Raw genomic sequence first — 12,179 nt, 5'->3', positions numbered from 1 at the left:
AGGCGCGGTCAGTGGACCGGGACAAGGCTGGCAGTCGGAATACGAGGTGTTTCAGCGGGAACAGCGGCAGCGGATGTCTTGGGGAAAGACGACTGGGAGGCTCCAAGAGGATGTTCATGCAGGTCCTGAAATAACAAAAGGACTTGAATCCTACAGGCGAAATACAAATTCCCTACAACGCAAAACTATTACAAAACCTGTCTTCGAACCCCACACAAAATCATGTGGGAAGGGGCTTGCCCCCGATGAGCATGGGTATCTGCACAACTTTTAAGATCCTGCCAAATCTCTGTGGTGAGCGGGCTTGTCTGCCGGGCGTCCGGCATTGAGCCAACGCTGTGTAGATACCTATGCCCAGATAAGGGCGTGTCAGGTTTTACGGGTTGCATCGTCCAGCGCCAGGATGGTGTGGGCATTCGTCACCGTCGTCGCCAGGGTATTGATCACCCCCGACCGCAACGCCCCCAACGTCGCCGCCGCCTTGGTGTTCTCACTGGCAATCGCCACCACGTCCGGGATGCGGAACAACTCCTGCACCGTCAGCCCGATCACTCGCCCCTGGATCGCGTTGACTGCCGGCTGGCCGTGGATGTCGATGAAGTCATAGCCCATCATGTCGCCCACGGTACCGGACAGGCGTGCCTGGGCGATCTCCTGGGGCGAGAACCAGCCCATGCGCACCATATTGCTGTTCTCGCTCATGTCGCCGATGCCGATCAGCGCCATGTCAGCCCGCCGCGCACGGTCGAGGGTCGAGCGCACCGTGTCATTGTTGATCAACACTCCGCGCAACTCCGGGTTGGCCACCAGGGCCGGGGCGTACAGGCTTTCACTCTCGCCGCCAAAGCGCAGGGCCAGGCGCCGGCAGATATGGTCGGGGTTCATGTATTCGCCAGCCTTGAGCGAACCGCCAATGGCGCAGACAAATGTGCAGTTGCGCGTCACCGGCAGGAACACGTTATCGGCCACGGCGCCGACGTTGCGGCCCATGCCCACGGCGACGATCATGCCGTCGCTCAAGGTCTTGTTCAGGTAGTTGGCCACCAGGCTGGCGACGGCCGAGCGCTGGGTATCGGGGTCGCTGTGGTCGACCGCGATCAACGCGCGATCCAGCTTGAAGCGCGCCACCAAGGCCTGTTCCAGCTCGTTGTTCATCGCCGGATGCTGCAAGACGCGCACCTCGACAATGCCTTCATCCCGCGCGCGCTTGAGCAATCGGCTGACTTTGGCCCGGGACAGGTCGAAGCGCTTGGCGATGGCTTCCTGAGTGACGTTCTCGAGGTAATAGAGCATCGCCACTTCGGTCATCTGATCAATATCGCTGGCCATGCGCTGGGTACTGTCACTCATGGGGACGGGCTTCCGTTTCGGCGTCAAAGGCGCATTCTCCCGACTCTTGCCCTGCTACGTCCACTATTGATGCCCATCGCGCTCGATCGCATTGATGCGCTCGACCTTGGCCCCGGAACGGGCCGCCTCGAACTCCGACTCCAGGAACGACTTGACGATGCTTTTCGCCAGTTCGGCGCCGATCACCCGCGCGCCGATAGAGAGGATCTGCGCATCGTTGCTCTTGCGCGCCCGCTCTGCCGAGTACGTGTCATGGGCCTGGGCCGCGCGAATCCCGAGCACCTTGTTGGCCGAGATCGCCATGCCGATCCCCGTGCCGCACACCAGCACGCCCAGGCGCTGCTGCCCGGCGTTGATGGCGGTGGCCACGGCCAGGGCGATGTCCGGGTACAACACCGGCGCGGTGGAATGGGTGCCGAAGTCGGTCACCGGATAGCCCAGCGCCTCGATATGGCGCTTTAACAGCTCCTTGAGCTCAAAACCCGCTTCATCGCATCCGATAGCCACCGGGAAAGGTGTGTTCATGGTGTCTGGCTCCGCTGCCGTGAGGGTGCTTACGACTGATCAATTGATCACTCAATGAAATTTCTCTCATTCATTTCGCAGGCGTTACCCCTCTTCTGTCAAGCGAGATTTAACTGACCTGTCAGTCAAAGCGCTCTAAAAAAGGGTAATTGGCGAAAAAGATCAGAATCACCGCATTTACATGAAAGAGATTGACTGATCAGAATTTCATTTGATACACATATGATCACAGCGAAACATGACTGTGCGACCTAATAAGAATTCACAGCACGAGGACACGCCGATGGCCACGCCATTACTGCTCCAGGCTGAACACGTCGCCAAGGCTTACGCGGGGATCCCTGCCCTGCGTGACGGGCGCCTCTCTCTACGGGCCGGCAGCGTCCACGCCCTGTGCGGCGGCAACGGAGCAGGCAAGTCGACTTTCCTGAGCATCCTGATGGGCATCACCCCGCGTGATGCCGGCAGCATTCTGCTCAACGGCACCGCCGTACAGTTCAATCGCCCCAGCGAAGCCCTCGCGGCGGGGATCGCGATGATCACCCAGGAACTGGAACCGATCCCCTATATGACCGTCGCCGAAAACATCTGGCTGGGCCGCGAACCGCGCCGCGCCGGCTGCATCGTCGACAACAAGGCCTTGAACCGCCGCACCCGCGAGCTGCTGGAAAGCCTGGAATTCGAGGTGGACGCCAGCAGCCCCATGCACCGCCTGAGCGTGGCGCAGATCCAGCTGGTGGAAATCGCCAAGGCGTTCAGCCATGACTGCCAGGTGATGATCATGGACGAGCCAACGTCGGCCATTGGCGAGCGCGAAGCCGAAACCCTGTTCAAGGCGATTCGCCGCCTCACCGCGCGGGGCGCCGGCATCGTCTATGTATCGCACCGCTTGAGCGAACTGGCGCAGATCGCCGATGACTACAGCATCTTCCGCGACGGCGCCTTTGTGGAAAGCGGACGCATGGCCGATATCGACCGCGACCACCTGGTGCGCGGCATCGTTGGCCAGGAACTGACCCGCATCGACCACAAGGTCGGCCGCGAATGCGCCGCCGACACCTGCCTGCAAGTCGACAACCTCAGCCGCGCCGGCGAGTTCCACGACATCAGCCTGCAACTGCGCCAGGGTGAAATCCTCGGCATCTACGGCCTGATGGGCTCGGGGCGCAGTGAATTCCTCAACTGCATCTATGGCCTGACCGTGGCCGACTCCGGCAGCGTCACCCTGCAAGGCAAGCCCATGCCCGTGGGCCTGCCCAAGGCGACCATCAATGCCGGCATGTCGCTGGTCACCGAAGACCGCAAGGACAGCGGCCTGGTGCTCACCGGCAGCATTCTTTCCAACATTGCGCTGTCGGCCTACAAGCGCCTGTCGAGCTGGTCGCTGATCAATGCGCGCAAGGAAACCCAACTGGCCCAGGACATGGTCAAGCGCCTGCAGATCAAAACCACCTCACTGGAACTGCCGGTGGCGTCCATGAGCGGCGGCAACCAACAGAAAGTGGTGCTCGCCAAATGCCTGTCGACCGAACCGGTGTGCCTGCTCTGCGATGAGCCGACCCGGGGTATCGATGAGGGCGCCAAGCAGGAGATCTACCACCTGCTGGATCAATTCGTGCGCGCCGGTGGCGCCGCCATCGTGGTGTCGTCGGAAGCCCCGGAACTGTTGCACCTGAGTGACCGCATCGCCGTCTTCAAGGGCGGCCGCCTGGTGACCATCAGCACCGACACCGCCCTTTCCCAGGAAGCCCTGTTGAGTCTTGCCTCATGAACGCCAAAACCATTGCCGCCCCTATCACCACCGCACCGCGCAACCGCCTGCGCCTGTCCCTCGACCGCTTCGGCCTGCCGCTGGTGTTTATCCTGCTGTGCGTGGTGATGGCGTTTTCCAGCGAGTACTTCATGACCTGGCGCAACTGGATGGACATCCTGCGCCAGACCTCCATCAACGGCATCCTCGCGGTGGGCATGACCTACGTGATCCTGACCAAGGGCATCGACCTCTCCGTCGGTTCGATCCTGGCCTTTGCCGGATTGTGCAGCGCCATGGTCGCGACCCAGGGCTACGGGCTGCTGGCGGCGGTGAGTGCGGGGATGTTTGCCGGGGCGATGCTCGGCGTGGTCAACGGCTTTATGGTCGCCAACCTGTCGATCCCACCGTTCGTGGCCACCCTCGGCATGCTCAGCATTGCCCGCGGCATGACCTTCATCCTCAACGACGGCAGCCCGATCACCGACCTGCCCGACGCCTACCTGGCCCTGGGCATCGGCAAGATCGGCCCGATTGGCGTGCCGATCATCATCTTTGCGGTGGTCGCGCTGATCTTCTGGATGGTGCTGCGCTACACCACCTACGGCCGCTACGTGTACGCGGTGGGCGGCAATGAAAAAAGCGCGCGCACCTCCGGGATCGGCGTGCGCAAGGTGATGTTTTCGGTGTACGTGGTGTCCGGCCTGCTCGCCGGGTTGGCCGGCGTGGTGCTGTCGGCACGCACCACCTCCGCCCTGCCCCAGGCCGGGGTGTCCTATGAGCTGGACGCGATTGCCGCCGTGGTGATCGGCGGCACCAGCCTGTCGGGCGGTACCGGCAGCATCGTCGGCACGCTGTTCGGCGCGTTGTTGATCGGCGTGATCAACAACGGCCTGAACCTGCTCGGCGTGTCCTCCTATTACCAGCAGGTCGCCAAGGGCCTGATCATCGTGTTTGCAGTACTGATCGACGTGTGGCGCAAGAAAAAACGCTAGAGAACGACCACTACAACAATAACCGGAGTTCCCCCCATGAAACTTGGTACCACCCTGGCCGCCGCGGCGGCTCTCTCCCTGCTCGCCGGCAGTATCGCAATGGCCGCCGATGGCAAGACCTACAAGGTCGGCGCGGCCGTCTACGGCCTCAAGGGCCAATTCATGCAGAACTGGGTCCGCGAGCTCAAGGAACACCCGGCGGTCAAGGATGGCACCGTGCAGTTGACCGTGTTCGACGGCAACTACGACGCCCTGACCCAGAACAACCAGATCGAAAACATGGTGACCCAGCGCTACGACGCGATCCTGTTCGTGCCGATCGACACCAAGGCCGGCGTCGGCACGGTCAAGCAAGCCATGAGCAACGACGTGGTGGTTATCGCCTCCAACACCAAGGTCGCCGACGCCTCGGTGCCCTACGTCGGTAACGATGATGTGGAAGGTGGCCGCCTGCAGGCCCAGGCCATGGTCGACAAGCTCAACGGCAAGGGCAACGTGGTGATCATCCAGGGCCCGATTGGCCAGTCGGCGCAGATCGACCGCGAGAAAGGCGAGCTGGAAGTGCTGGGCAAGCACCCTGGCATCAAGATCATCGAGAAGAAGACCGCCAACTGGGACCGCGCCCAGGCGCTGGCGCTGACTGAAGACTGGTTGAACGCCCACCCCAAAGGCATCAACGGCGTGATCGCGCAGAACGACGACATGGCCCTCGGCGCCGTACAGGCCCTCAAATCCCACGGCCTGACCTCCAAGGATGTACCCGTCACGTCCATCGACGGCATGCCGGACGCGATCCAGGCGGCGAAAAAAGACGAAGTCACCACCTTCCTCCAGGACGCCCAGGCCCAGTCCCAGGGCGCACTGGACGTGGCGTTGCGCGCACTGGCCGGCAAGGACTACAAGCCGCAGTCGGTGATCTGGGAGCGCTATGCCAAGGACGTGAAATGGGGCGATGGCACGGCCAAGACCTACATCCTGCCGTGGGTGCCCGTCACTAACGCCAACGCCGATGCGCTGTACAAACAGGTCAGTGGCGGTAAGTAGTCATTGGCTTGAAATACAGTCAAGTGTGGGAGGGGGCAAGCCCCCTCCCACATGAGATCTTCACTGTTTTCGAAAATGGAGTCATGTAAATGTCTGGATTCTGGAACCAAGCCTTCGACCTCAACGGCCGTTGCGCGGTGATCACCGGCGGCGCCGCCGGTATCGGCCTGGCCTGTGCCAGCCTGCTGGTGGAGCGCGGCGCTCGCGTGGCTTTGCTCGACCGCGACCCGGCGGTGGTTGAAGTGGCGGCAGGCCTGGGTGCCGGGCATCTGGGCATTGCCGTCGACCTCAGCCGGATCAACCAGGTGCAACACACCATCGACCAGGTCTTCGCACACTTCCAACGCCTGGACTACCTGATCAACAGCGCCGGCGTGGCCCTGCTGGACAAGGCCGTCGATGTCAGCGAAAGCGCCTGGGACACCACCCTGGACATCAACCTCAAGGCCAGCTTTTTCGTGGCCCAGGCCTGCGCGCGGCACATGCTCGCCCAGGGCAGCGGGCGCATCGTCAACCTCGCGTCCCAGGCCGCGGTGATCGGCCTCGACCGCCACGTCGCCTACTGCGCCAGCAAGGCGGCCATCGTCGGCATGACCAAGGTATTGGCCATGGAATGGGCGCCGCACATTAACGTCAACGCCATCTCCCCCACCATCGTCGAGACCGCGCTGGGCAAGAAGGCCTGGGCCGGTGAAGTCGGCGAACGGGCCAAATTGCAGATCCCGGCGGGCCGCTTTGCGCAGCCGGAGGAAATCGCCGGGCTGGCGCTGTACCTGCTCAGCGATGCTGCGCAGATGATCACCGGCGCCAACCTGGTGATCGACGGCGGCTACAGCATTCAGTAATTCATTTATCTGTCGTGAGGTTTTGTCATGTCCACTGTCACCGAACGCACACCCGAACAACTCTTGCCGGTCATCCCGAAAACCATGCAGGCCGTGGTCTGCCATGGCCCGGAAGACTATCGCCTGGAAACCGTCGACGTGCCCGCGCCCGGCCCCGATGAGATCCTCACCAAGGTCGAGTTGTGCGGCATTTGCATGGGCGACATCAAGACCTATCGCGGCGCGCCGTCGTTCTGGGGCGATGCCGAGCAACCGCGCTACGTCAAGCCGCCGATGATCCCCGGCCATGAGTTCGTGTGTCGCGTGGTGGCCCTGGGCCCGGGCGCGGAAAAGCGCGGCGTGAAGGTCGGTGACCGGGTGATCTCGGAGCAGATCGTGCCGTGCTGGGGCTGTCGCTTCTGCAACCACGGCCAGTACTGGATGTGCCAGAAACACGACCTCTATGGCTTCCAGAACAATGTGCAGGGTGCCATGGCCCAGTACATGATCTTCACCAAGGAAGGCATCATTCACAAAGTGCCGGAATCCATCGCCCCCGACGAAGCGATCCTGATCGAACCCCTGGCCTGCTCACTGCATGCGGCGGAACGCGCCAACGTCGACCATGACGACGTCGTGGTGGTCGCCGGCGCCGGTACCCTGGGCCTGGGCATCATCGGCGCCGTACGCCTGCGCAACCCGAAAAAACTCATCGTGCTCGACATGAAACCCGAACGCGCCGCCCTCGCCCTGCGCATGGGCGCCGACGAAGTGTGGAACCCGGCCGAAGTGGACGTACTGGCCAACATCCGCGCGATCACCGACGGCTATGGCTGCGACATCTATATCGAGGCCACCGGGCACCACAAGGCGGTGAACCAGGGTCTGGCGATGCTGCGCAAGCTGGGGCGCTTCGTGGAGTTCAGCGTGTTCAACGACGAGGCCACGGTGGACTGGTCGATCATCGGCGACCGCAAGGAGCTGGACATCCTCGGCTCGCACCTGGGGCCTTACATGTACCCGCGGGCCATCGACTTTATCGGCAACCGCAAGATCGATATGCGCGATGTAGTCACCCACAAGTTCGCCCTGGCGGACTTCAAGGAAGCGTTTGCGGTGATGGAGCGTGGCGACAAGTCGCTCAAGGTTGTACTCGAACCCTAGGAATACACAACCGCTTTACTGCAGGAGCCGAGCTTGCTCGCGAAGGTCGACAACGATAACGCGGGGCTTCTGGGTAAACGCGATGTCTTCACGCTTTTCGCGAGCAAGCTCGCCCCTACAAAAAGAACACAGGAACCCGCGTTATGAATCGAGTCATCAACGATCCGGACCAAGTGGTCGAGGACATGCTGCGCGGCATCCTGGTCGCGCACCCCGAACTGCGCCAGTACGAAAGCAACCCACGGGTGATCGTCAAGGCCAGGCCTTCCGGGCCAGGGCGTGTCGGCATTGTCACGGGGGGCGGCTCCGGCCATGAGCCGGCCTTTCTCGGCTATGTCGGCCCCGGCCTGGTCGACGCGGTGGCCGTCGGTGAGATTTTCTCCTCGCCCACCGCCAAGAGCTTTTTCGACGCCTTCCGCGCCGCCGACCATGGCGCCGGCGTGGCCTGCCTGTACGGCAACTATGCCGGTGACAATATGAACGTGAAGCTGGCGATGAAAATGGCCGCCAGCAAAGACATGCGCATCCGCACCGTGGTCGCCAACGACGACGTGGCCTCCGCGCCCAAGGCCGAGATCGCCAAGCGTCGCGGCGTGGCCGGGGAAATCTTCATGTGGAAGATCGGCGGTGCCGCCGCCGCCCAGCACTACGACCTCGACGGCGTGATTCGCGTCGCGCAGAAAACCGTCGACCACTGCCGCTCGATTGGCATCGGCCTCACGCCCTGCACCATTGCCGCCGTGGGCAAGCCCAACTTCCAGATCCCCGACGGCCAAATGGAACTGGGCATCGGCCATCACGGCGAACCGGGCATTGAGGTCATCCCCATTGAGTCCGCCGCCGCCATGGCCGAGCGCATGCTCGCGCCGATCCTCGCCGACCGTGACTTCAGCCAGGATGACAGCGTGGTGGTGCTGGTCTCCGGTCTTGGCGCCACGCCGGTGATGGAGCTGTATATTTTCTACGCCGAGGTGGAACGCCAACTCAACGCCAAGGGCCTGAAGATTCACCGCTGCTACGTCGGCAACTACTTCACCTCCCTGGAAATGATGGGCGTGACCCTGACCCTGCTCGGCCTCGACGCGGAGCTGAAAACCCTGATCGACCAACCCTGCCGCTCCATCGGCATGACCCAGGCGGACTGAACCATGAGCCAGCATTTTTCCAGCCACCACGGCAGCGCCATCGTCACCGACCTGGTTAGCGTGATCGTGGCCAACCGTGAATACCTCAGCGAAGTCGACGGCGCAATTGGCGACGGCGACCATGGCATCAACATGGCCAAGGGCTTCGCCCATTGCGGGCGCATGATCGAAGGTCGCCAACTGCCCCTCGCCGAAGCCCTGGATGAGCTGACCCTGAGCCTGATGGAAGGCATCGGCGGCTCCATGGGGCCGTTGTATGGCAGCCTGTTTATCGGCATGGCCGACGAAGTGCGCGGCCGTGACGACATCGACGCAGCCACCTTCGCCCACCTGTTGCGCGGCGGCCTGACCTCGCTGCAGGACATCACCGAAGCGGGCGTGGGCGACAAGTGCCTGATGGACACATTGATCCCGGCGGTGGAAGCCTTCGAGCGCGCGCACGCCTCGGGGGCGTCCTTCAGCGATGCACTGGAGGCAATGAAAACCGCCGCCTCCCAGGGGCGCGACTCCACCAAGGACCTGGTGGCGAAGATCGGCCGCGCCAGTCGCCTGGGCGAGCGCTCACTGGGCGTGCTGGATGCGGGGGCGGTGTCGTGCTGCCTGATCCTTACGCGCCTGGCGGATTCGGTGCAGCCGCGCCTGAGTGCTTGACCTGCTGGATATACCGCGCCACCGCCGGCGCTTTCTCGAAGCGCCGGTGAATCAGCGACAGCCACGAGGACGCGTCGCAGCCCTGAATGCTGCGATACACCACGCCCGGCAACTGCACATGCCCGACCATTGACGCGGGCACCACCGCCACGCCCTGCCCCATCGACACCAGCGCCACCACCGCGACCAGCCCGCCCGGCTGTGGCCCCAGGCGCGGGGCATAACCGCCTTGCGCGGCGACATGCAGGGTGCCGCTGATTTGCTCCGGCAGGATAAATGTCTCGTTTTGCAGGTGTTCGCAGCCAATGGCCGCGAGCCCCAGCAGCCAGGAGTCCTGGGGCAGCGCCAGGACAAAACCTTCGCCGTCCAGGCGCACCGCCTCCACCCCCTCGGGCAAGGTCATCGGCGAGCGGATATAGCCGATGTCGTAGCGCCCGTCCGCCACCGCACTCGGCAACGTGGCCATGGCGCATTCGCGCACCGTCACGCTGACGTCGGGAAATGCCTGGCCGAACGCACGCATCTGCCGCTGCAACAGCCCGGCGTACAGTGCCGAGGCGACGTAACCCAATTCGATATGACCGATCTCGCCACGCCCGGCGCGCTGGGCATGGTGCTGGGCGAATTCGAACTGGCGCACGGTGGCTTCGGCCTCGACCAGCAAGGCGGCGCCGGCTTCAGTGAGGCTGACTTCGCGTTGCCGGCGGATAAACAAGCGCGTGCCCAGGCTGGTTTCCATGTCCTGGATCTGCCGGCTCAGGGTCGGCGGCGCAATGCCCAATTGCTCGGCGGCACGGGTGAAGTTGCGCTGCCGGGCCACGGCGAGGAAGTAGCGGAAATGGCGGATATCCATAACAGGATTAGCTCAAAGGTAATGAAGTGCTCCACAGCGGCTAACAATACCAGCAGTTGCCAGGGATAAGCTCGAAGCTCCTCAACACTGCAGAGCCCTTGTGATGTCCGTCAACTGCATCCCCCCTATTGCCTGCAAGGTAATCCAATCATGAGCCGGGTCAGCCCACGCCTGACGTTGCTGACCGCGTCCGGTGTCTGCTCGCTGATCGTGCTCGACACCAATATCGTCGCCGTGACCCTGCCGAGCATCGCTCGCGACCTGGGGGCGAACTTTGCCGATATCGAGTGGGTGGTGAGCGCCTATATGCTGGCGTTTGCCGCCTTGCTCCTGCCGGCCGGGAGCCTGGCCGATCGGTTCGGACGCAAGAAATCCCTGGTCTGGGGCCTGAGTATTTTTATCCTCGCCTCCCTTGGCTGCGGGGCGGCGCCGAGTGCGTTGTGGCTGGACATCGCCCGCGCGGTCAAGGGCGTCGGTGCAGCGTTATTGCTCACGTCAGCCCTGGCCTCCATTGGCCACACCTTCCACGATGAAGTCGAGCGGGCCAAGGCCTGGGCGTTCTGGGGCGCCTGCATGGGCGTGGCGATGACGGCCGCGCCGACCCTGGGCGGCGTGATCACCGAGTACCTGGGCTGGCGCTGGATTTTCTACCTCAACCTGCCCGTGGGCGTGGCGCTGATGAGCCTGGTGCTGCACGCGATTGCGGAATCCCGCGATAGCCAATCCGCCCGCCTCGACCCGTGGGGCAGCCTGGCCTTCAGCGCGAGCCTGTTGTGCCTGATCTGGGGCCTGATCGAGGCCAACCGTATCGGCTGGGATAACCCGCTGACCTATGCGCGCCTGATCGGCGGTGCGGTGTTGCTGGGTGTATTTGTAGGGGTCGAACGTGTGCAGCAGCGGCCCATGGTGGACCTGCAACTGTTTCGCCACCCGCGTTTTATCGGCGCCTTGCTCGGGATGTTTGCCTACGCTGGCTGCGCCCAAGTGATGATGACGCTGCTGCCGTTCTATCTGCAGAACGGCCTGGGTTTCTCCGCGATTGCCTCGGGCCTGGGCATGCTGCCGTTCGCCCTGACCATGCTGGTCTGCCCCCGGATCGGCGCGCGGCTGGCGGGGCGCTTCGCACCGGCAACGATGATGGCGGCCGGGTTGACCCTGGTGGGCTGCGGCAACCTGCTGAGTGCCTGGGCGGTGAGTATCGGCGGCTATCTGCCCTTCGCCCTGGCGATTGCCGTCACCGGTGCCGGTGCGGGTTTGCTCAATGGCGATACCCAGAAAAACATCATGGCCTGCGTGCCACGGGACCGTGCGGGGATGGCGTCGGGCATGAGCACCACCATGCGGTTCAGCGCGATCATGTTGGCGATTGGCGTGTATGGCGCACTGCTGAGCAGCCACAGCGAGCATGTGTTGCGCGCACGTATCGACACGCAATGGCAGGCGCAGGTGGCGGGGATTGCTTCACGGGTGGTGGCCGGGGACATGCCGGCGGCAATGAGCTTGTTGCCGGAGCCGGCACGGGCGATGGTGCAACCGCTGGCGCGGCAGGCGTTTGTGGACGGGTTCAGCGGGGTGTTGTGGGTGGCAGGGTTATTGGGATTGCTCGGAGCGCTGGTGGTGGGGAGGCTGATGCGCAAGCCCCCTCCCACACCGAACTAATGTGGGAGGGGGCTTGCCCTAATACCAGTCAGTTAAGGAGGAACACTGTAACTGTGGCGAGCGGGCGGTGCGACGATTCGACAAGCCCGCTCACCACAACAGCCCTATCTGCCGGGCGTTCAGCGTTGAGCCAACGTTGTGTAGATACCTATGCCCCTATGAGGGTGTGTCAGTAAATGCAACTGTGTCTGACCCACCGCCATCGGGGGCAAGCCCCCT

At 63.2% G+C, this 12,179-nt stretch carries 11 protein-coding genes; 8 read left to right on the top strand and 3 right to left on the bottom strand.

Annotated elements, in window-relative coordinates; all coding sequences use genetic code 11:
• Positions 1 to 369: 369 nt before the first annotated feature.
• Positions 370 to 1,350 carry a sugar-binding transcriptional regulator gene (locus BB029_RS29640; RefSeq protein WP_027608636.1) on the bottom strand — a complete coding sequence of 327 codons (981 nt, stop codon included), beginning with the start codon at positions 1,348 to 1,350 and terminating at the stop codon, positions 370 to 372.
• A 63-nt stretch (positions 1,351 to 1,413) separates the two neighbouring features.
• Positions 1,414 to 1,875, bottom strand: coding sequence for a ribose 5-phosphate isomerase B (gene rpiB / locus BB029_RS29635; protein WP_016969738.1), 462 nt, complete (start codon positions 1,873 to 1,875; stop codon positions 1,414 to 1,416).
• Between the two features lie 283 nt (positions 1,876 to 2,158).
• Here rpiB and BB029_RS29630 point away from each other — a divergent pair, with 283 nt between their 5' ends.
• The 7 genes from BB029_RS29630 (at position 2,159) to dhaL (ending at position 9,448) form a co-directional block, all read left to right on the top strand.
• Positions 2,159 to 3,646: a sugar ABC transporter ATP-binding protein gene (locus BB029_RS29630; RefSeq protein WP_065941970.1), complete on the top strand. Its 1,488-nt coding sequence runs from the start codon at positions 2,159 to 2,161 to the stop codon at positions 3,644 to 3,646.
• Positions 3,643 to 4,620, top strand: a complete 978-nt coding sequence (locus BB029_RS29625) for an ABC transporter permease (protein WP_027608638.1) — start codon at positions 3,643 to 3,645, stop codon at positions 4,618 to 4,620. Before BB029_RS29630 ends, BB029_RS29625 begins: the two co-directional genes overlap by 4 nt.
• Positions 4,621 to 4,656: 36 nt before the next feature.
• Positions 4,657 to 5,664, top strand: a complete 1,008-nt coding sequence (locus BB029_RS29620) for a substrate-binding domain-containing protein (protein ID WP_027608639.1) — start codon at positions 4,657 to 4,659, stop codon at positions 5,662 to 5,664.
• 89 nt (positions 5,665 to 5,753) lie between these two features.
• Entirely contained in the window at positions 5,754 to 6,509 is a 756-nt protein-coding gene (locus BB029_RS29615) for an SDR family oxidoreductase (protein ID WP_065941969.1), read from the top strand.
• Between the two features lie 27 nt (positions 6,510 to 6,536).
• Complete coding sequence (locus BB029_RS29610) at positions 6,537 to 7,652, top strand: alcohol dehydrogenase catalytic domain-containing protein (RefSeq protein WP_065941968.1); 1,116 nt, start codon at positions 6,537 to 6,539, stop codon at positions 7,650 to 7,652.
• A 143-nt stretch (positions 7,653 to 7,795) separates the two neighbouring features.
• Positions 7,796 to 8,797 carry a dihydroxyacetone kinase subunit DhaK gene (locus BB029_RS29605; protein WP_065941967.1) on the top strand — a complete coding sequence of 334 codons (1,002 nt, stop codon included), beginning with the start codon at positions 7,796 to 7,798 and terminating at the stop codon, positions 8,795 to 8,797.
• A gap of 3 nt (positions 8,798 to 8,800) precedes the next feature.
• Positions 8,801 to 9,448 carry a dihydroxyacetone kinase subunit DhaL gene (dhaL, locus tag BB029_RS29600; RefSeq protein WP_065941966.1) on the top strand — a complete coding sequence of 216 codons (648 nt, stop codon included), beginning with the start codon at positions 8,801 to 8,803 and terminating at the stop codon, positions 9,446 to 9,448.
• Here the strand turns inward: dhaL and BB029_RS29595 are convergent.
• Entirely contained in the window at positions 9,405 to 10,301 is an 897-nt protein-coding gene (locus BB029_RS29595) for a LysR substrate-binding domain-containing protein (protein ID WP_027608644.1), read from the bottom strand. The two genes, dhaL and BB029_RS29595, sit on opposite strands and share 44 nt — an antisense overlap.
• A 150-nt stretch (positions 10,302 to 10,451) precedes the next feature.
• On the opposite strand from BB029_RS29595, the gene BB029_RS29590 reads away from it, so the two are divergent.
• Positions 10,452 to 11,960, top strand: a complete 1,509-nt coding sequence (locus tag BB029_RS29590; RefSeq protein ID WP_065941965.1) for an MFS transporter — start codon at positions 10,452 to 10,454, stop codon at positions 11,958 to 11,960.
• Positions 11,961 to 12,179 lie beyond the last annotated feature (219 nt).

It is taken from the genome of Pseudomonas sp. S3E12 (genome assembly GCF_001702295.1).
GTDB classification, from domain to species: domain Bacteria; phylum Pseudomonadota; class Gammaproteobacteria; order Pseudomonadales; family Pseudomonadaceae; genus Aquipseudomonas; species Aquipseudomonas marginalis.
Note: the sequence above shows the minus strand (reverse complement) of the source record. Positions and strands in the feature narration are given on the sequence as shown.